Origin of the sequence: Celeribacter baekdonensis (assembly GCF_900102315.1) — a bacterium.
GTDB classification, from domain to species: domain Bacteria; phylum Pseudomonadota; class Alphaproteobacteria; order Rhodobacterales; family Rhodobacteraceae; genus Celeribacter; species Celeribacter baekdonensis.
Genome location: NZ_FNBL01000001.1, coordinates 645,578 through 664,277 on the forward strand (window position 1 = coordinate 645,578; position 18,700 = coordinate 664,277).

General features: G+C 58.3%; 19 protein-coding genes. 7 read left to right on the forward strand and 12 right to left on the reverse strand.

The window, feature by feature from the left end; all coding sequences use genetic code 11:
- Position 1: 1 nt before the first annotated feature.
- The gene (locus BLT54_RS03210) at positions 2–781 is read left to right on the forward strand and encodes an ABC transporter permease (RefSeq protein WP_074640953.1); all 780 of its coding nucleotides are present in this window, start codon (positions 2–4) and stop codon (positions 779–781) included.
- A 16-nt stretch (positions 782–797) separates the two neighbouring features.
- Here the strand turns inward: BLT54_RS03210 and BLT54_RS03215 are convergent, their stop codons facing one another.
- Genes BLT54_RS03215 through BLT54_RS03225 form a run of 3 tightly spaced genes read right to left on the reverse strand, consistent with a single transcriptional unit; the run spans position 798 to position 4,966 of the window.
- The gene (locus BLT54_RS03215) at positions 798–3,020 is read right to left on the reverse strand and encodes a hybrid sensor histidine kinase/response regulator (protein ID WP_074640955.1); all 2,223 of its coding nucleotides are present in this window, start codon (positions 3,018–3,020) and stop codon (positions 798–800) included.
- Complete coding sequence (locus tag BLT54_RS03220) at positions 3,017–4,234, reverse strand: FIST N-terminal domain-containing protein (RefSeq protein WP_074641487.1); 1,218 nt, start codon at positions 4,232–4,234, stop codon at positions 3,017–3,019. The genes BLT54_RS03215 and BLT54_RS03220 overlap by 4 nt, the downstream gene beginning before the upstream one ends.
- Positions 4,235–4,270: 36 nt before the next feature.
- Positions 4,271–4,966: a response regulator gene (locus BLT54_RS03225; protein ID WP_074640957.1), complete on the reverse strand. Its 696-nt coding sequence runs from the start codon at positions 4,964–4,966 to the stop codon at positions 4,271–4,273.
- A 310-nt stretch (positions 4,967–5,276) separates the two neighbouring features.
- Here BLT54_RS03225 and BLT54_RS03230 point away from each other — a divergent pair, with 310 nt between their 5' ends.
- Positions 5,277–6,548 carry an amidohydrolase family protein gene (locus tag BLT54_RS03230; RefSeq protein ID WP_074640959.1) on the forward strand — a complete coding sequence of 424 codons (1,272 nt, stop codon included), beginning with the start codon at positions 5,277–5,279 and terminating at the stop codon, positions 6,546–6,548.
- Between the two features lie 99 nt (positions 6,549–6,647).
- Here the strand turns inward: BLT54_RS03230 and BLT54_RS03235 are convergent, their stop codons facing one another.
- The 4 genes from BLT54_RS03235 to BLT54_RS03250 form a co-directional block, all read right to left on the reverse strand.
- Entirely contained in the window at positions 6,648–7,667 is a 1,020-nt protein-coding gene (locus tag BLT54_RS03235) for a GGDEF domain-containing protein (protein ID WP_074640961.1), read from the reverse strand.
- Positions 7,664–8,263: a heme NO-binding domain-containing protein gene (locus tag BLT54_RS03240; RefSeq protein WP_074640963.1), complete on the reverse strand. Its 600-nt coding sequence runs from the start codon at positions 8,261–8,263 to the stop codon at positions 7,664–7,666. Before BLT54_RS03240 ends, BLT54_RS03235 begins: the two co-directional genes overlap by 4 nt.
- 110 nt (positions 8,264–8,373) lie before the next feature.
- Positions 8,374–9,108, reverse strand: coding sequence for an HAD family hydrolase (locus tag BLT54_RS03245; RefSeq protein WP_074640965.1), 735 nt, complete (start codon positions 9,106–9,108; stop codon positions 8,374–8,376).
- Positions 9,109–9,117: 9 nt separating this feature from the next.
- Complete coding sequence (locus BLT54_RS03250; RefSeq protein ID WP_074640968.1) at positions 9,118–9,396, reverse strand: DUF3572 domain-containing protein; 279 nt, start codon at positions 9,394–9,396, stop codon at positions 9,118–9,120.
- A 129-nt stretch (positions 9,397–9,525) separates the two neighbouring features.
- On the opposite strand from BLT54_RS03250, the gene BLT54_RS03255 reads away from it, so the two are divergent.
- A complete protein-coding gene (locus BLT54_RS03255) occupies positions 9,526–10,911 on the forward strand; it encodes a diguanylate cyclase (protein WP_074640970.1) in 1,386 nt (461 codons plus the stop codon).
- Between the two features lie 66 nt (positions 10,912–10,977).
- Here BLT54_RS03255 and BLT54_RS03260 read toward each other — a convergent pair whose 3' ends face one another.
- The 4 genes from BLT54_RS03260 to BLT54_RS03275 all read right to left on the reverse strand — a co-directional run bounded on the left by BLT54_RS03260 (position 10,978) and on the right by BLT54_RS03275 (position 13,199).
- Positions 10,978–11,550: a periplasmic heavy metal sensor gene (locus BLT54_RS03260; RefSeq protein WP_074640973.1), complete on the reverse strand. Its 573-nt coding sequence runs from the start codon at positions 11,548–11,550 to the stop codon at positions 10,978–10,980.
- Between the two features lie 3 nt (positions 11,551–11,553).
- Positions 11,554–11,979, reverse strand: a complete 426-nt coding sequence (locus BLT54_RS03265; RefSeq protein ID WP_074640975.1) for a hypothetical protein — start codon at positions 11,977–11,979, stop codon at positions 11,554–11,556.
- Entirely contained in the window at positions 11,966–12,556 is a 591-nt protein-coding gene (locus tag BLT54_RS03270) for an RNA polymerase sigma factor (protein ID WP_074640978.1), read from the reverse strand. Before BLT54_RS03270 ends, BLT54_RS03265 begins: the two co-directional genes overlap by 14 nt.
- Positions 12,557–12,641: 85 nt before the next feature.
- Positions 12,642–13,199 carry an EF-hand domain-containing protein gene (locus BLT54_RS03275; protein WP_176832815.1) on the reverse strand — a complete coding sequence of 186 codons (558 nt, stop codon included), beginning with the start codon at positions 13,197–13,199 and terminating at the stop codon, positions 12,642–12,644.
- 248 nt (positions 13,200–13,447) lie between these two features.
- Between BLT54_RS03275 and BLT54_RS03280 the strand changes: the two genes are divergently transcribed.
- Positions 13,448–13,882, forward strand: coding sequence for a DUF983 domain-containing protein (locus tag BLT54_RS03280; protein ID WP_143026724.1), 435 nt, complete (start codon positions 13,448–13,450; stop codon positions 13,880–13,882).
- A gap of 22 nt (positions 13,883–13,904) precedes the next feature.
- Here BLT54_RS03280 and BLT54_RS03285 read toward each other — a convergent pair whose 3' ends face one another.
- Positions 13,905–14,360 carry a GNAT family N-acetyltransferase gene (locus BLT54_RS03285; RefSeq protein WP_074640981.1) on the reverse strand — a complete coding sequence of 152 codons (456 nt, stop codon included), beginning with the start codon at positions 14,358–14,360 and terminating at the stop codon, positions 13,905–13,907.
- Between the two features lie 196 nt (positions 14,361–14,556).
- Here BLT54_RS03285 and BLT54_RS03290 point away from each other — a divergent pair, with 196 nt between their 5' ends.
- The 3 genes from BLT54_RS03290 to BLT54_RS03300 all read left to right on the forward strand — a co-directional run bounded on the left by BLT54_RS03290 (position 14,557) and on the right by BLT54_RS03300 (position 18,620).
- Positions 14,557–15,552, forward strand: a complete 996-nt coding sequence (locus BLT54_RS03290) for an isopenicillin N synthase family dioxygenase (protein ID WP_083351661.1) — start codon at positions 14,557–14,559, stop codon at positions 15,550–15,552.
- 324 nt (positions 15,553–15,876) lie between these two features.
- Entirely contained in the window at positions 15,877–17,853 is a 1,977-nt protein-coding gene (gene parE, locus BLT54_RS03295; RefSeq protein WP_074640983.1) for a DNA topoisomerase IV subunit B, read from the forward strand.
- Entirely contained in the window at positions 17,850–18,620 is a 771-nt protein-coding gene (locus tag BLT54_RS03300; RefSeq protein WP_143026725.1) for a hypothetical protein, read from the forward strand. Before parE ends, BLT54_RS03300 begins: the two co-directional genes overlap by 4 nt.
- Positions 18,621–18,700: the final 80 nt, after the last annotated feature.

Here is an 18,700-nt window from a genome sequence, read left to right on the forward strand (position 1 = left end):
GATGCGACAGGAACGGATCATCATCGGACAGGCCGTGTCAAAAGCTGCGACCACGGGACTGTCTCTTGCGGCCCTGATCGGGCTTTGGTCTTTGGCCGCGTGGCACAAGGCAGACCCGGATATTTTGCCCTCCCCCATGGTGGTGCTGCGCGTCCTGGTCGACCTGATCACCTCCGGCACGCTCTGGCCGCAGATGCAGGCCACGATGATCCGCGTCGCCTTGTCCTTTGGCTTGGCGATGGGATTGGGAACGATTTTGGGCATCGCACTTGGGCTGATGCCGCGATTAGAGCGGGCGTTTGCGCCGTGGATCACGGTGTTTTTGAACCTCCCGGCGCTGGTGATCATCGTATTGTGCTATCTCTGGATCGGCCTCAACGAAATCGCCGCCATCACCGCCGTGACATTGAACAAATTGGCGCAGGTGACGGTGACCCTGCGGGACGGAACGCGGGCGCGCGATCCGAAATTGGATGAAATGGCGCGGATGTACGCGATGTCACTCAGGGCGCGCCTGCGGCATGTTTTGCTCCCGCAACTCGCGCCCTATTTTGCCATCGCCGGGCGCAACGGGCTTGCGATGATTTGGAAAATCGTTCTCGTGGTCGAATTTTTGGGCCGCTCAAGCGGGATAGGTTTTAAAATTCACCTGCATTTTCAAAACTTTCAGACCGCTTATGTCTTGGCCTATGCGCTCAGCTTTGTGGCCGTGATGTTGCTCATCGAGGTCGTGGTGATCCAGCGCTGGGAACGGGCGGCGGCGCGGTGGCGCTCGGCCTAAGACGCCCTAAGACGCGCTAAGGCGCATTGAGCGGCGTCATCACAAAGGTCTCAAGATCCTTGGGCGCGATCGGTTTATAGAGGATTCTGATCTGCGCCGCCTGACAAGCCTGTCGCACATCGCGCGACCGATTGGCGGTCACAAGACGCGTTGGCATGCGGCCGTATTTCGCCCAAAATGTCTCGATAAAGGCGATCCCGTTCATCCCCTCGCCCAGTTGATAATCCACCAACATCAAATCCGGCGTGACATCCAACTCCTCCATCAACGACAGCCCCTCTTCGCCGGTTGCAACACCGACCACAGCCACGCCCCATTTCTCCAGCAAAAGCGTGACAGCGCGGCGCACATCGGCATCATTTTCGACCAAAAGCACCATCAACCCGCCAGAATGTTCAAGACTGGCCTGCTCGGGCAGATAGGTCCCGGTCTTTTTCGCCACCCATTGCCGCGCGGGCGGCAAGTCGATGCCAAACACCGTGCCCTTGCCCACGACGCTGTCCAGATGGATCGGATGGCCAAGCTGGGCACAGGCGCGATCCACAATCGCCAGCCCAAGCCCCATCCCGACCGAGGCCGAGGCGGACACACCCAGACGGTGAAATTCCTGAAACACCGCTTGGTGTTCGATCTCGGGAATGCCGGGGCCGGTGTCCCAGACCTGAAGCCGCACCCGCCCAGACCCTTTGCGTCGCACCCCGACCAAAACCCGTCCGACGTCGGTATAACGGATCGCGTTCGACATCAGGTTTTGCACGATCCGGCGCAGATAGGTCGGGTCGCTTTCGACGATCTGATCCGTCTGCACCACCCTTAAATCAATGCCCTTGGCCTGCGCCGCCAACATGAATTCGTCGCGCAACTGCGCCAACATCGGCGCAAGCGGCACGGGCATGATGTCCAAGGCCGAGCGTCCGGCCTCAAGTTTGGAGATATCCAAAAGCGCCGAAAGGATGTTTTCGACACTCTCAAGCGCGTTTTGCGCCTTGCCCAGAACCTCGCGGGTGTCGTCATCGCTCACGCCATCTTCGGCGGAGGCGACAAAGAGTTTGGCGGCCGATAAGGGTTGCAACAGATCGTGACTGGCCGCCGCGACAAAGCGCGAGCGCGCCGCATTGGCTCGTTCGGCGCGCGCCAAGGCGTCTTCAAGATCGAGCGTGCGCGACATCACCCGCGCCTCCAACGTCTCATTGGTCCGGGTCAGTTCCGCCATGGCGCGCCGTTCCGCGGTCACATCCGTCACCGACATCACAAACCCGCCGTCCGGCAAATCCTCCGCCGAGACGACAAGAACCCGGCGGTCCAAATGGCGCATCTCAAAGGTGATCGGCACGCGCGGCGCCGTGCCATAGACCCAGGCCAAAAGCTCCTCTGGCGTCAATTGCCCACCCACGGCCAATTCGCCACTGACACGCTGATACACGGCCTCAAAGCCTGCGCCCAATTGCAACTGCGTCATCGGCAGGCCCAGCAAATAACCCAGCCTTTGGTTGAACCCGGCAAGCTGACAATTCTTGTCAAAAATACACACCCCAAGGGACACATGCTCCAAGGTGGCGCGGATCATTTGGGCCTGATCGTCCAGCATCCGCCCCCGCGTTTCGCGTTCGGTCAGCACCAGATCGGTCACGTCGGTCTGAAGGATCACCGTGCCGTCATCCGGGGTGCGGTGTTCGGAAATCTGAATCCAGCGATCCCCCACCACATGGACGTTAAACACCACATGCCGGTCCCGGTGCCGTTCAACCCGGCGCGAGGCCCAGGCATAGGCGTTGTCCGTCCCCGTCAGGTCGAGATACTCCGATGTGCTGACCATTTCGGCATAGTCAGAAAAGCTGATGCCCTGTTTCAGACGCGGCACAATGTCCGGCAAAAACATCGCAAAGCGCGAGTTGTAGAGCACCAACACATCGTCTTGATCAAACAGCGCAAACCCTTCGCGCACGGTCTCGATGGCATTGGCGAGGTTGCGCTGTGCCACCTCCATTTTGCGATTGGCCTCGGCCAGTCGCGCATTGGAAACGTTGAGCAAATCCAGCGCATATTCCAAATCCGCCGTGCGTTGGCGGACCTGATCCTCCAACATCGCGGCGCGCTGAAACTGCGCGTAGGCGGCGCCGTGTTCGTTTGATCGCTGTTCAACTTGGCGCATCAACACATCGACGATTTTCAACAGCTTCTCGCGGGTGCGCTCGGAACTGTCCTCTGGGTTCAACAGGTTTTCTGAGAGCTGTGTCATCGTGTCTCTTCACTCTCAACCATGTTGGGTTTGCCCGTTGTCGGCGTGCTGCCGGGCGGGTAAATCGCCACGCCCGTGAAAGTTTGGTTGACGTGGATCGACCCAATCTGTTCGCCATAGGTCGAAAACCCGCGCACGTTATGTTTGACCAAAAGCGCGGAAATTTCGGCGCTTTTCTGACTGTTGCGGGCTTCGATACGGCGAAAAATGCAATCGCAGGCCAAAATCATCTCTGGTGTCGCGCCTTGTGACAGCCCCTCCAAGGCGCCTTTGAGATGGGTGGCCATGTCCATCGGTTCCGCCAGCGTCAAAACCAAGCCCTCGTCAATCGCGGCAAAAAACGACATGTCGCCATTGGCCGCAACCGATTTGATCGCCCGCACATGTTGCTTGCCGCCGACGCGCACCACCACCGGATGTGCGGCAAAGACATTGTCATTCAAAAGTGCCGGATCGCTGCCGATCAGACGGGCATATTCCGTCCCCGCAGGTTCGGCGTTGATCTCTTTGACGATGCGCGCATTCGGTTCCGCCGCCGTCACCACCATGCGTTTCTCGGTCGCACGCAAATGGTCGTAGGAAAACACCCGGACCGGGCAATCGGTGCGGAAAAACGTCAAAATCGCTGCGTTTTCAATGATATCCCGGCCATTGATGATAAAGGTCTCCTCGAACCGTGCACCATCCCCCGCCGATCCGCCAAACAGCGGCACCGAGCCGAGGCCCGAGGCCAGTGCGGCGGTCAATTGATCCTCGCGTTCAGAGAGACCATCAACCAAAAGCATGGCAAATTCATGGGTGAAATGCGGATAGCGGCGCGACAACAACTGTCGGGCGCGGATCAACCCGCCCATCAGATCATGCGGCGTACAGGTTTTGAGATCCGACACCAAAAGCGTCTCCACCCCAAAATGTTCGACCGGAAAGGCCAGGGCGACAATTTTGCCCTCATCATAGCCCATCGAGGTCAATTCCCCCGCCGTTGAACAGCCCATCACCCGACCCCAAGGGATCTCGGCCTTGAGGTTGCGCGCCAGGGCCACCCGGTCAGTTTCGGGTGAGAAAAACATCAAGACGATGGAAAACGGTCCCGGTCCAAGCCCTTTGATGATTTTGCGCACGGCTTCTGGATCATCGGCGTCCACCTCTGCGCGGCGCACCAGCGGGGCGGCCGACAGGTCGGTCATGTGTGGCGTTTGGCCATATGTGTGCATTGGAACCTCCATCCCTTCCTCAAGGGTGGCGGAAAGTCAGCTTCCAGACAAGAGACTGTTGAAATTCGCTTCCTGCGCGATCAACACCGCCTGGGTGCGGCTTTGCACCCCAAGCTTGCGCATGATCGCGGTGACATGGGCTTTGACCGTGGTTTCCGCAATGGTCAGCTCATAGGCGATTTGTTTGTTCATTTGCCCTTCGCAGATCAATTGCAAAATGCGCGCCTGTTGCCGGGTCAGATGCGACAGCCGGATCAGCGCATCTTCGCGTGCACTGAGCGGCATATTGGCATCGCCCTCCGAAAACGCGCCCTCGGGGGCGTAAATCTCGCCACCTGCGATATGTTCAAAGGCTTTGCGAAAGGTTTCGCGGGTGGAATGTTTGGGCACAAACCCCGCCGCCCCCACCCGAATGGCAGAGCGCACCACCCGTGGCTCAGCCATGGAAGACACGATCACGATTGGCGTGTTCGGACACATTTTGGTCAGCCGCACCAAACCATCCAGCCCGTTGACATCCGGCAGGTTCAGGTCGAGCAAGATCACATCCGGTGCCTCGCCCAAGGCCAGTTGTTCCAAGGCTTCCTCCAACGCGCCTGCGGTTGCCACCGTTGCAATCCCGACCCCCGCCCGCAAGGTCATCGACAAAGCGTCGCAAAACAGCGGGTGGTCATCAACAATCAACGCTGTTTGAAAAGCACCTTCAACGCGGATGGGAGTCTTTTCGATCATGGGAAACCGCTTTCAGTTTGGGTCTGACCCGAGATTAGCAAACAGTTAGCGTATTACAAATTGCCCAAAGGTCTATGTTGTCGCTTTGCGCGCCTCACGCTGCGCAGACACTCTCTGATGGGCTCATCAAGCCCGGATTACGGCAGTTTAAACACAAGTTTGCAGTTTTCCTAAAACATTCCGAGCACGCACCAGATGCAAGATCTGCTGCGTTTTGCGCGTTTTCGCTCTATCCTTACCCATATCGGTATGTCACGCCTTTACAAGGGCCGCACCGCCTGATCGTGCCGTTCAACAAGGGAGAAAGACGATGTTTGATCTGATTGTGAAGGGCGGCACATTGCCGGATGGGCGTGTGGCAGATGTGGCGATATTGGGCGACCGGATTGCCGAGATTGCCCCCAATATCGAATTTGAGACCCGCAAAGTGATCGATGCCACGGGGGATCTGGTTTCGCCACCCTTTGTCGATCCGCATTTTCATCTTGATGCCACCCTGTCCTTTGGCACGCCGCGGGTGAATGCCTCGGGCACCTTGTTGGAGGGGATCGGCCTATGGGGTGAACTGCGCGACGTCGCCACGGTGGACGACATGGTGGAGCGCGCATTGAGCTATTGCGACTGGGCCGCGTCGATGGGGCTTTTGGCGATCCGCTCGCATGTCGACACCACGCCCGATCACCTCAACACCGTCACGGCAATGTTGGAGGTGCGCGAAAAGGTCAAAGAGTACATTGACTTGCAACTCGTGGCCTTTCCGCAGGACGGGTTGTACCGATCCAAAACCGGGCGCGACAATGTGATCCGGGCGCTCGATATGGGCGTCGATGTGGTCGGCGGCATCCCGCATTTTGAACGCACCATGGCCGATGGCGCGGCCTCTTTGACCGATCTGTGCGAGATCGCCGCCGCGCGCGGCTTACCCGTCGACATCCATTGCGATGAAACCGACGACCCGATGAGCCGCCACATTGAAACGCTGGCCTATGAAACGACGCGGCTTGGGCTACAAGGTCGGGTGGCGGGCAGCCATCTGACTTCAATGCATTCGATGGACAATTATTACGTGTCGAAACTTTTGCCCTTGATCGCCGAAGCCGGGATTTCCGCTATCCCGAACCCGTTGATCAACATCGTGCTGCAAGGCCGCCATGACACATTCCCGAAACGGCGCGGCTTGACACGGGTCAAGGAAATGCAGGCCATGGGCATTCGCGTTGGCTGGGGGCAGGATTGCGTCATGGACCCGTGGTATTCGCTGGGCACCGCCGATATGTTGGATGTCGCGTTTATGGGGCTGCATGTGGCGCAGATGACCCACCCCGATGAGATGGCGCGCTGTTTCACCATGGTGACCGAGGACAATGCCGCGATCATGGGGCTTGCGGACTATGGTCTGCGCAAAGGGGCGCTGGCCTCTTTGGTGGTGCTGGACGCCGCCTCCCCAACTGAGGCGCTGCGGTTGCGACCCGCGCGTTTGGCGGTGATTGCCAAGGGCAAGGTCATTGCCCGATCGCCGCGTGGCGATGCGACCCTGTCGCTGCCTGGACGCGACGCCACGGTGCGCCGTCGCCTGATGTAAGGGCTAGAGCGCGCCCTTTGGCTCATGAACCGTGTCCCTCACCTCTCGTTTGGTGGCCCTTAAATGACATAGCCGGGTACATGTCGTGAGCCGGCGATTTTAGCGCTTTGATGGCGCGATTTGCGCCTCTGGCATCCCGCCATCATGTCTGTCTGGGTCGTATAGAGTCGCTTGGGCGCGGCCTTCGTGTTTTGATCCGTAAAGGGCCAGATCCGCATCGTGAATCATTTTGTCAGCGCTCGGAGACGCGTAGAATTCCGTGGTTGTGATCCCGATAGACCCTGAAATCCGGCAGACTGTATCCTGATATGGGATCGGTTCCTCCAGCCGGGAAATGATCCGAGAGGCTGTGCGCATCAAACGATCATGATCAACAAACTTATTGAAGACCAAAACAAATTCATCGCCACCCACCCGCGCCACCAAGTCGTCTCCACGGGTTTCTTCCAATAGGATTTTCGCCACCCGTTGCAACACCGTATCGCCTGCGGCGTGGCCCAGCGTGTCATTGACGGATTTGAAGTAATCGAGATCAAGGTGCATCAATGCAAAATGAACACCGCCGCGCAACATCCGGTCCAGCACATAATCCATCGCGCGCCGATTTTTCAGCCCGGTGAGCGTATCGGTGTAGGCCTGTTCTTCGGCAGCGACCTTTGCGCCTTGCAGACGTGCGTTGAGCTGTTTGGTTTCTTCAAGAACCGCCGATTTCGCCTCGACCAGATAAAGCATTTCAATCGCAAGGTCGGTATGAGCAAAATCTCCCGAGGTCAGTCGATAATCGGCCACAGCGTCAAGGATCGAGATGCCAAAAGACAGGTTCAGAATGTTGAGATTGGCGCCGTCAATGGCAATGGCCATCCCTTTCAGCGGGGTCGAAATACCGGACGTGAAGTTCAGATAGAGTTTCGTTGACAATGGCACAGGACCATCGCCCGTCCCGCGCCCGTTGTCGCGAACGGAAAACACCTCACTGATTGTTTTGCCAATCAACGTATCGGCCCTGCGCAGTTTGCCAAGCGTCGGGCCGACAAATTGGATGATCCCATCATCGTCATAAATGAGTCCCATGGGCATCAAGGCACAAACGGACGTGGGATCAAATGTTGCGTGTTTCATAAGCCATCCCCAATCCGCCCGAACAAATCGAAGGCGCGCCCTTCGGCATAGGCGACTTCAAGCAGGTTGATGGTGATCACTTCTTCGCCCGAATCCATCCATCCCGAATGTTCCAAAAACACCAAGGCCCCATAGTCATCCGCCATCGCCCGCATCACGCCAACCATAGCATAGCCAAACCCCGGCATCGCACTTGAACACCGAAGTCGGAATGTCCCGTCGCCACAGGATTCGACCGAAAGCGTCGGCACCTCAAGATCGGGCAGCGCCAATTTGGCGCGCCCTTCCAAGTCATTGAGTGAGTATAGGAATTCCGTAAAATTTTCGCCGCCAAAGCGCAATAATCGGCGGATTGCCTCCACATTTGGATGCGACACCAGATAGGTTCCGAGATCCTCAAGAAAGGTTTCAACAGGTTTATGCAAATGCCGCGCCGCCCGGCCCAGCACGTCCAACGTGATCTGATCCGGATAGCTCAGCATGGCTTCGAAGTTTTCAAAGCCAAGATCCGCATTTTCAGCAATATCCAACCACGCCTGCGCCCCGTAGGTATCACGCAGAAAACATTGGATCGCTCGATTTATCATCCCGTGCATGACCGGCACGCCTCTCACTTACACATGCGAAAGCCTTACGTGCGCACTCTTAAGAAAGTACCAATGTCAGCGGGATTTTCCGCGTCACAGGGGCACACATCGGTAAAATTCTAAATCTCTTTGTGGCACAGCCAGTCAAAGAGGTCTGCAACACTGTCCAAGACCACATCGGCATGGGGCGCAAGTTCATGGGCCTGCGCGACCCCGGTCAAAACCGCGACGGTCATCATTCCTGCCGCACGTCCCGCCACCAGATCGTGAAGACTGTCACCCACCATCACACAGCCCGAGGGGGCGACGCCAAGCCGTTCGGCCGCGCCCAAACACGGCCCCGGCGCGGGTTTGCCGCCATAGCCACTATCATAGCCGACCACAGCGGAAAAATGCGCCGACACATCCATTTGCCGCAGATGATCATGGGCCGAGGCCTCGAAATCATTGGTCACGACAGCAAGCGCATACCCCGCCTGCGTCAGAGCGGCACAGATGTTGCCAAGCCCCGGCACGGGCATCGGCAGAAACCGATCGGGATCGGCATCGAGCCGGGCCAAAATCTGTTGTTGAGTGAGTTGTGGAAAATGCGGCTGCAACACCTCCAAAACATCTTCGGGCGTGCCCGCGATCATCGCACTGTCGGGGTGAAACCGCACCTGTGCCATGTCAAATCCCATCGCCAGCGCCACGGCTTCCGCCTTTTCCCCCGACCCGCCGCAGATCTCAAGGATCACGCCCTGCGCCCATGGCCCCCAACTGCCTTGAAAATCCATCAATGTACCGTCTTTATCAAACAGGATCGCGGAGATCGCAGACGGCGTTTGCTGCGGTGTCTTTGGAAAAAGTGACATGGATGATCCTCAGGTCCAGTGGATGTCTGCGCCGCCCGGAAGCGCCTGACGCGCACGCATTGGATCGTGTGGATCAAGACCGGTCGCCGTGGCACAGGCGTTAACCCATTCATCGTTCATGGTCACGAAATCGAGAACCGCCGAGAGCACGTCCATCTCCGTGGCGCGCGCGCGCAACTCCTCTGGGCTCATGCCGCTAGAGCCCAGAAAAATAGGCAGAATTTCTTCATCTCCAACCAGCCACGCCAAGGTTTTGAGGGCAATCACTTCGGCGGATTCCTGCTTCATCTGTGGATAACTCCGTAGGTTGGAAACGCTTTCTTAACCTTTCTCAACCAAATTCCCTAACAGGTGCAACAGCATTCGACACACGAAACCCAAAGCCGGCAAAATAACACGGCTCTCTGAGAGGTCCCTATGGCGGGCAGGATTTTGATCGCGGACAACGTGCCGACCAATCGCATCATCCTAAAGGTGAAACTCGCTTCTGCCTTTTATGATGTGTCTCAGGCGGCCACAGGGTCTGACGCCCTTGCCCGCGCGCGTGAGTTGCGGCCAAATCTGATCATTCTGGATGGCAATCTGGGCGATATGACGGGGTATGCGGCCTGTGCCGCGCTCAAAAAAGACCCGCTCACCGCCCATATTCCCGTCGCCATCATCACCCCGGCCCATGACACGACGGCGCGGATTGCCGCCCTCAAAGCGGGCGCCGATGAGTTCCTCACCAAGCCGCTGGATGAGCTGACGCTGACCGCCCGTGTGCGCGCTTTGATGCGGGCCTCGGCCACCTCCGAAGAATTGCGTCGGCGTAACGAAACGGCCCATGCGCTTGGGTTTTCCGAACCGGCGAGCCATTTTGAAACCCCAGGCAAAATCACCCTCATCGGGGCCACGGCCGAAGAGGCGATGACCTGGCGCGCCGGTTTGCGCGGCATGACGTCGGACGAGATCGTGATCGAACGGGGGGATCATGTGTTGGAGGCGATCTACAATGGTAATGTCTCTGACCTGTATGTGATTTCGGCGCAGTTTGGTGGTGGAACGGAGGGGCTTCGGTTGATCTCTGACCTGCGCGCCCGCGATGCGACCCGGACCTCCGGCATCGTCGTTGTGCATGGTCAACAGGACCGGCGCGAGGCATTGATGGCGCTTGATCTGGGTGCCAATGATCTGATCACCCGCGGGGCTGACCCGGAAGAAATGGCCCTGCGCCTGCGCACGCAAATGCGCCGCAAAAAAGAATCTGATCAGCTCAAACAAACCTTTGATGAGGGATTGCGTTTGGCGACAATCGACAGCCTCACCGGGTTGTACAATCGCCGCTATGCCCTGCCCCATCTTGAGAAAATCGCTAAGGAAGCCGGTGAGAACGGGCAACATTTTGCCCTGATGTTGGTGGATATTGATCGGTTCAAATCGGTCAATGACAGCTATGGTCATGCGGTCGGGGATGATGTTTTGGTCGAAGTGGCGCATCGGATGCGCGACAATCTGCGCGGCATGGATTTGGTGGCGCGGTTTGGCGGCGAGGAGTTTTTGGTCTGTATGCCGATGACCACTTTGATGGAGGCGCGCGCCGCCGCCGAACGGTTGCGCGTGGCGATCTGTGCCCGCCCGGTCGCGATCTCCGCCGATGGCACACCGATCACCGTCTCCGCCTCGATCGGTCTGGCCATGGGCGGCGGAATGGGCGTGCACGCCCCGAAGGTCTCCGACCTGATCGCCATCGCCGATCAGGCGCTTTACGGGGCCAAAGCCGAGGGGCGCAATCAGGTCGCTCTGGGCTCCTACGCGGCCTAAGCCTCTCACCAAAATAAAAGGCGCCCGCAGGCGCCTCTTTTATGCGGTTTTCCCTCTGGTCGCGTCTTAATTCTGCTTTTGACCTTCGCGCGGCGCATCGCGCGATCCATCACCCGTATGTGGCGAGCGTGGCGGTTTTTTCAGCATTTCCTCAAGGCGCGTCGCATAGGCGGCACGATCTGGGGCACTCATCTGAGCGATTTGATCGACAACGATCTGTGCGCCGATCTCTTGGTGGCTGGAAAATTTCTGTTGCTGTTGCAGCAAAAGCGTTTCAAAGGCCTGCCGGTCAAACGGTTCGGCCTTCAGCGCCGTAATCATCTGTGCGAACACGACTTTCACCTCGGCCCGTGCCGCCCGCGGGTCCCCGGCGGAGCGAATAAACATGCGCCCGACATCACGGCGATCTTTGGTTTCCAACGCGCCGACGAAGGGACCAAAGCCAAAATCGCGCACCTGCATCGCCCGCGCCCGGTCCATACCCGCATCCCAGCGCAACAATGCGCCTGCCACCGTGCCAATCACCGCAAGGTTCAGCGCCAGCGACACCACCAAAACCACGCGGCTCCAGCGAAACGGCTTTTTCGGCGTGCCCTCGGCGACCACAGGCTCGGGCGTCATTTGGCTGTCATCCGTCATGGCTTATCCTTCCAAAGCGAGATCGTAGAAACTTGGGACCAAAGCATCAAGCGCATCGCCCGCCGCTGTCGTCTCGACCGTGGCGCTCTCGCTGTAGCTGCCCGTCGCCAAATTGGTCACCGTTGAGGGCGCGCCCAGCCCAATCGCCAGCCCCGTCACCGCAGCCGAGGCCAATCCCGCCACCGCCCGCCATCCGCCCAGCGCCGCGACCATGGCCGCCAGCATGGGATGACCCTGTGTCGGGCGCAGGGCCGCACGACGTGCCGCCTCTTGGCGCGTACGGGTGGCGATTTGGGTTTCGGCATCGGCCATGACGGCGGCCAAAAGCGCAGTCGAGGGCATCACAGCCTCGTCGCGCGCCTCGGCAAACAGCGCCTCAAGCGATTGATCTGAAAGACCATCTGTCATTTTGTCATCACGATGCGTCATCTTCGAACCCCAGTCTGTCGCGCTGCGCGGCCAAAGCCTGCGTCAGGGCGCGTTTGCCTCGGGCGGTCAAACTTTCCACCGCCTCGACGCTAATGTCCAACACTTCGGCAATCTCAGGATTGCCCAAACCTTCAATGTGGCGCAACACCACCGCTTCGCGTTGTCGATCCGGCAACGTTGCCAGTGCCGCGTTCAACGCATCAATCCGCTCCCGCTGGATCATCACCGCCTCTTGCGAGGGCCGATCATCCTCGGGCTCGGCAATCTCGTCCAAGGCACTGCCGCGTTTTTTGCGCAGCCGATCCGTGCACAGGTTGGTCACCACCCGGTAGAGCCATGTGGTGACCTTGGCCTCGCCTTGCCGCCATTCGGGGGCGATTTTCCACAGTCTGAGCATCGCCTCCTGAGCCACATCTTCGGCCTCCGCCCGATCACGCAACAGTCGCGCGGCATAGCCCAGAACCTTTGGTGTCAAACGCAACGTCAACGCGCGCGCCGAGGCCGCATCGCCATTGCCAAAGGCAATCAGCAACGCGTCGTCAGAGACATCGTTCAGGGCGTCAAAGGGCATATCCATCACCGGCTATGGCTATCTCAAACGGTTGGTGGCGTCCACCGTGAGGCGGCGGGGAAGAGAGATCTCTTCCCCGCGCACCCAACGCTTAGTTCCGGCCTTGACCCGGGCCTTTCATGCCTGAACGCCCGTCTTGCATATGGCCCTGCATCCGCTGTTGCATCAGTGCCAGTTCTTCTTGGCTGATCGCGCCATCCTTGTCGCGGTCCAGCCGGTCAAACAGGCTCACGCGCGGGGCGTTGCCCATTTCTTCGGCGCTCAACACACCATCGCCATCGGTGTCACGGTTTTGGATCATGGCTTCGGCGCGCATCTGCATCCGGTTCATGCGCTGTGCCTCTTGGTGGGCGAGCAATTCAGTCGCATCCACTGTGCCATTGCCATCCGCATCCACTTCGGCAAACCGTGCCGCTTTGAACGCATCGACCTCGGCCAAGGACAGTTTGCCATCGCCATCGCTGTCCACAGTGGCAAAATCAAACTCCGGTCCAAACGGCATAAACCCGTCTTGGCCGGCCATTCTCATATCACCACGCATCCCGCCCATTTGGGTGTGATTGCCCGAGCCACCAGCGGCAAACGCCGCGACAGACCCGCCAAGCACGGCGACAAAAGCGAGGGCAGAGACAAATGTATTGCGTTTCATGTTCATTTCCTTTTCACAGGGTTACTCCTGCGCGCCACGGCGACCTCGCTTCGAGACCTACATGCGGCGCGCTTTGATACTTATGAAACGGGCCACCCTCGCACTTCCGTCGCAAACGGCTCAAATAATGTGAAAGACACTCACCCCGCCCCGGACGCGACATCGGGACGCAAGGACAAAGCGCGCAGCTTTGCGTAAGACTTTGTCGCTTACACTCACGCCCATATCCGCAAAGAGGCGAACCGCACATGACCGACACGACTCAGGGCCTCAGCGCCACCCCTTCTTCCCTGTCTGACACCGCCTTGGCGCGTGCTGGCGAACGCGAAATGCGCCCCGCCCTTTTGCGCGGCTGGAAACGGCGCTGCCCTTCCTGTGGCGGTGGTCCGATGATGAAAGGCTATTTGAAAGTCCGCGATGAATGTCCGGTCTGCGGTGAGGAATTGTTTCATCACCGTGCCGATGACGGCCCCGCCTATTTGACCATTTTGATTGTCGGTCACCTGATGGCGCCGCTTTTGGGCTGGGCTTTTATCGAATTCCGCCCCGATCCTTTGGTCTTGATCGCGATTTTTGCCACGGGCACCGTTGCCTTGTCGCTGTTCCTGTTGCCGCGGTTCAAAGGCATGATCGTGGCGTTTCAATGGGCCAAACGGATGAATGGCTTTGGCGATGACGCCTGAGCGATCCGCCCTTATAGCTCTTTTATAGCTCTTTGCTGAAATGCACCCGCTGATACCCGTCGCTTTCACCGCGATGGGTCTCGGAAAATCCCAGTTTGGGATAGAGGACCAGCGGCCCCTCCATCACCACATTGGTATAAACGTCGATACGCTGCGACCCCATCCTGCGCGCCTGCTCTTCGGCCCGCGTGATCAACAACCGCGCCAGCCCGCGCCCCTGCGCCGCCTCAGCCACCGCCAGAACATCCAGCATCGCCGTGCCGTCGTCTTGGGCATAGAGATAGACCATGCCGAGCACCTCCGCGCCATCAATGGCCACGCTCACCAAGCCCGTTTCGATCAACGCCGCATAGTCATAAAATGTCGGTGCCGGGGGCTTGCCAATCTTTGGCGTGTAAATCGCAAAGGCCTCGGCCACCAAGCGCGTCACCGCCTCTGTGTCCGCGCGCGTCGCGGAGCGTAACACGATCTCGTCCATGCGCGTCCTGTCGTCTCTGTCTGCGGTTCCGCCCAGCCTAACCTTGCCATAGCCTTCTGGCGAGCCTGTTCTTGCGCACCCCCTGCGCACCCCCCTGTGCACCCCCTGTGCATCCGCCTGCGGTCGCGCCCCGGTTGACAGAGGCGCGTGGTCGCGAAACGGTGTTCCAACCGACGTCCCCCGTAAAGAGACCGCCATGCCCCAAACTGACATGCCACAAACCCACGTGCCACAAACCGACATGACCCAAACAGATTTCCCGCTGCTCGACCTTGCCGCCTTTGCCGCAGCCGATGCCACCGGCAAGGCCAAAATCGCCGCTGAGGTGGACCGCATCTGTGTCGAAACCGGGTTTCTTGCCGTCACGGGTCATGGCGTGCCACAGCCGGTGATCGACGCGATTTGGGCCAAGGCGCGCGGCTTTTTCGATCTTGCGCCCGAGGTTAAACACGGCGTCGCCCCGGCCTCCGGCGCGCCCTATGGCTATCTTGGTCCGGGCACAGAGGCCTTGGCCAAATCACGCGGCGAAGACACGCCACCCGACCTGAAGGAAAGCTTCAACGGCGGGCCTTTAAGCACCCCACCCGGCGAGACCGATCCCGATGCTTTGGCCTTTTGCTATGCGCCCACACCTTGGCCAGACATGCCCGGTTTCCGTGCGGCATGGTGCGCCTATTATACTGAGATGGAGACGCTCGCCGCCCGGATCATGGAGGTCTTTGCCATTGCGCTCGATCTGCCGCAGAATCATTTCGCGGCCTTTATCGACACGCCGATCTCGGCGCTGCGCGCGCTGAATTACCCGGCCCAAGACAGCGCCCCGAAAGAAAACCAACTGCGCGCCGGGGCGCATACGGATTACGGCTCGCTCACAATCCTGTTGCCCGAACCCGGCTCGCGTGGCCTTGAAATCCTCACGCCTGAGGGCGAATGGCGCGGCGTACCGCCGATTGACGGCGCGTTTGTGATCAACATCGGCGATCTGATGACGCTCTGGACGGCTGGGCGCTGGACCTCGACCTTGCACCGTGTTGTCACCCCGCCCGATTGGGCATTCAGGCGGCGGATGTCCTTGGCGTTTTTCCACCAACCCAATTGGCACGCCGAGATCACCCCGCTGTCCGGCGCAGAAGCGGAAACGGTTATTTCCGGCCCCTATCTGATGAGCAAATTCGCCGCCGCCAACGGCTGACACACAAAAGTCCCATCCTTGCGGACAGGGCCTTTGCCTTCATTGCTGCTCAAATACTCTAGCCTGAGGTGAGCCGCCCCTTAGACTTTGCCGTTGCGTCCGCGCCGCGCGTCCGGGTGCAACGCCGTGCCTAAAGCGTCACGCGAGCGGTACTCCATTCATGAATCCGTGCCCCCCTATGACACGCCCCTTCTCTTTGCCTTGATCTGAGCCAAGGTTTTGACCGCTTTGCGCACCCGCATGCCTCAACAGCTTGCGTCACCCGGTTCTGAATGGTCTAATCCTAGCCCAACGAGCAAACTCTAAGAATCGAGCGCCACACCCATGTCCGACGATCTCCTTTCCGGCCAACCCGATCCCAATCTCAAAGCCAAAGCCTCCACCTATGACGCCTCCTCCATTCAAGTCCTCGAAGACATGGAACACGTCCGGTTGCGCCCCGGCATGTATATCGGCGGTAAGGATGAGCGCGCTTTGCATCACATGGTGGCCGAGATCATCGACAACTCGATGGACGAAGCCGTCGCCGGACACGCGTCCTGGATTGAGGTCGAGCTGCATGAAAACGGCCATGTCTCCGTGCGTGACAACGGTCGCGGCATCCCGATTGGCGCGCATCCGAAAGACCCGTCAAAATCCGCACTCGAAATCATTTTCTGTACCCTGAACGCCGGCGGCAAATTCTCGGGCGACAGCTATGAAACCTCCGGCGGTCTGCATGGCGTCGGCTCCTCTGTGGTCAACGCGCTGTCCGATCATTTGCGCGTCGAAGTGGCGCAAAGCAAAGAGCTTTACGCCATGGAGTTTTCCCGTGGCGTGCCACAGGGCAAGCTGGCCAAAATCGGTGCGGCTCCGAACCGGCGTGGCACCTCCGTGACCTTTCACCCGGACCCCGAGATTTTCGGCGCGCTCAAACTCAAACCCGCCCGCCTTTTTGCCATGGCGCGGTCCAAAGCCTATCTGTTTTCCGGCGTCGAAATCCGTTGGAAAACCGCGATCAAGGACGGGGACACCCCGCTTGAGGCAAAATTCCATTTCCCCGGCGGGCTTGCCGATTACCTCTCAGAGACCATGGGCGGCGCCACCACCTATGCCGACAAACCCTTTGCGGGGTCCGTGTCTTTTGAAAAATTCAAAGCCCCCGGCAAGGTCGAATGGGCGATCAATTGGACGCCTGCGCGCGATGGTTTTATCCAGTCCTATTGCAACACCGTGCCCACCCCCGAAGGCGGCACCCACGAGGCCGGATTTTGGGCCGCGATCCTGAAAGGCATCAAGGCCTACGGCGAGTTGGTCGGCAACAAAAAGGCCCAAAACATCACCCGCGAAGACCTGACCACGGGGGCCGGCGCTTTGGTGTCCTGCTTCATCCGCGAGCCGGAATTCGTCGGCCAGACCAAGGACCGTTTGGCCACCACAGAGGCGCAGCGCATGGTCGAAAACTCCGTGCGCGATCACTTTGACAACTGGCTGGCCGCCGATACGAAATCCGCCGGTTCCATCCTCGACTTCCTCGTGTTGCGCGCCGAGGAACGCCTGCGTCGTCGCCAGGAAAAAGAGACCCAGCGCAAGACCGCGACCAAGAAACTGCGGCTTCCGGGCAAGCTCACCGATTGCTCATCGAAAGACCGCGTCGGCACCGAATTGTTCATCGTCGAGGGCGACTCTGCCGGCGGCTCCGCCAAGGGCGCGCGCAAACGCGAAACGCAGGCTTTGCTGCCGCTCAAGGGCAAAATCCTAAACGTCTTGGGCGCGGCCTCCGGCAAGCTCAACACCAACCAGGAAATTTCTGATCTCTGCGAAGCCTTGGGCGTCCAAATGGGCACGCGCTTTAACGTCGAAGACCTGCGTTATGAGAAAATCATCATCATGACCGATGCGGACGTCGATGGGGCCCATATTGCCGCGCTGTTGATGACCTTCTTCTACACCCAAATGCGCCCGCTGATCGACCAAGGCCACCTGTATCTCGCCTGCCCGCCGCTCTACCGCCTGACCCAAGGCGCGAAACGGCTTTATGTCTCTGATGATGCTGAGAAGAATGAGTGGATGGAAAAGGGTCTTGGCGGCAAGGGCAAGATTGACGTGCAGCGGTTCAAAGGCCTTGGCGAAATGGACGCAAAGGATTTGAAAGAGACCACAATGGACCCCAAATCCCGCAAGCTGATCCGGGTGACAATCCAAGAGGATTTCCCCGGTGAAACGGCGGATTTGGTGGAGCGTTTGATGGGGAAAAAACCGGAACTGCGGTATCAGTATATTCAGGAAAACGCGCAGTTTGTTGAGGAACTGGATGTTTGAAACGAACCCATTGGATATCTCTGCGGAGTATTAAAGTTCATGAGTTTACACAAACTTTACGTTTCCTTAAAAAGTCTGGTCATCAATGGCCCGAAATTCTAACGCGACTATCTCAGATTCAGCAGGAAAGCACACGCAAAGCCTTTAAATCTCTCGGGATGCCGATTGCATTTTACTACGCAATCAAAACGTTTGGCGACACAACAGAAGTTGCTATTTCATTCAATGAACTAAAGCTTGCCGCACCAGCCGGTCTTGTCTCAATGTTCGCAAGCATTACGATACCGTTTGTTGTGCTGTATCTCCAAAATGCGTTTATGGCGATTATTGTAAGAGCCCGTGAGGTGGGGAGAATCCATGTTCGAAACTTCTCGGTTTCTGCCTATTCTCAGTTTAACGGCGACGAAGAATTTGGGCTTTCCATACCTTCCCTTCCATTTGGTTTTTTCGAGGAAAAGTTCCCGGCGAGTAAAATACTAGAAATTATCTTACTGCTTTTGTTGCTTTTCATGTTTCTACCGATATTTCTGCTTTCAGTATTCTTAGTGAAATATCAGTATGAAGTACTCATGACGGCAGAAACAGGTTTTACAAACAACCTTGGAGCCTCGCTCGGCCTCATATCAATCGGTAGCGCGCTCATTTACATTGTCCTTTTTAACTGCCCTTTGCCAATGAGGAAAAATGTTCCTCACATTCGCTGGGGATTTTTGTATAGAGTTTCAAAAATCATTCCCCACCCTCAGCTAGAGAAGTGGCTACAATAGAGCCAAAGCCCCCGTGAGGACGAACCACACCCGCAAACCCCAAACATCAGCCCTCTTCCGCCCATCACGAAACTGTCAGG

Coding starts and splice junctions, on each gene's coding strand:
- BLT54_RS03210 (WP_074640953.1), top strand. CDS start 2: ATGCGACAGGAACGGATCATCATCGGACAGGCCGTGTCAAAAGCTGCG.
- BLT54_RS03215 (WP_074640955.1), bottom strand. CDS start 3,020: ATGACACAGCTCTCAGAAAACCTGTTGAACCCAGAGGACAGTTCCGAG.
- BLT54_RS03220 (WP_074641487.1), bottom strand. CDS start 4,234: ATGCACACATATGGCCAAACGCCACACATGACCGACCTGTCGGCCGCC.
- BLT54_RS03225 (WP_074640957.1), bottom strand. CDS start 4,966: ATGATCGAAAAGACTCCCATCCGCGTTGAAGGTGCTTTTCAAACAGCG.
- BLT54_RS03230 (WP_074640959.1), top strand. CDS start 5,277: ATGTTTGATCTGATTGTGAAGGGCGGCACATTGCCGGATGGGCGTGTG.
- BLT54_RS03235 (WP_074640961.1), bottom strand. CDS start 7,667: ATGAAACACGCAACATTTGATCCCACGTCCGTTTGTGCCTTGATGCCC.
- BLT54_RS03240 (WP_074640963.1), bottom strand. CDS start 8,263: ATGCACGGGATGATAAATCGAGCGATCCAATGTTTTCTGCGTGATACC.
- BLT54_RS03245 (WP_074640965.1), bottom strand. CDS start 9,108: ATGTCACTTTTTCCAAAGACACCGCAGCAAACGCCGTCTGCGATCTCC.
- BLT54_RS03250 (WP_074640968.1), bottom strand. CDS start 9,396: ATGAAGCAGGAATCCGCCGAAGTGATTGCCCTCAAAACCTTGGCGTGG.
- BLT54_RS03255 (WP_074640970.1), top strand. CDS start 9,526: ATGGCGGGCAGGATTTTGATCGCGGACAACGTGCCGACCAATCGCATC.
- BLT54_RS03260 (WP_074640973.1), bottom strand. CDS start 11,550: ATGACGGATGACAGCCAAATGACGCCCGAGCCTGTGGTCGCCGAGGGC.
- BLT54_RS03265 (WP_074640975.1), bottom strand. CDS start 11,979: ATGACGCATCGTGATGACAAAATGACAGATGGTCTTTCAGATCAATCG.
- BLT54_RS03270 (WP_074640978.1), bottom strand. CDS start 12,556: ATGGATATGCCCTTTGACGCCCTGAACGATGTCTCTGACGACGCGTTG.
- BLT54_RS03275 (WP_176832815.1), bottom strand. CDS start 13,199: ATGAAACGCAATACATTTGTCTCTGCCCTCGCTTTTGTCGCCGTGCTT.
- BLT54_RS03280 (WP_143026724.1), top strand. CDS start 13,448: ATGACCGACACGACTCAGGGCCTCAGCGCCACCCCTTCTTCCCTGTCT.
- BLT54_RS03285 (WP_074640981.1), bottom strand. CDS start 14,360: ATGGACGAGATCGTGTTACGCTCCGCGACGCGCGCGGACACAGAGGCG.
- BLT54_RS03290 (WP_083351661.1), top strand. CDS start 14,557: ATGCCCCAAACTGACATGCCACAAACCCACGTGCCACAAACCGACATG.
- parE (WP_074640983.1), top strand. CDS start 15,877: ATGTCCGACGATCTCCTTTCCGGCCAACCCGATCCCAATCTCAAAGCC.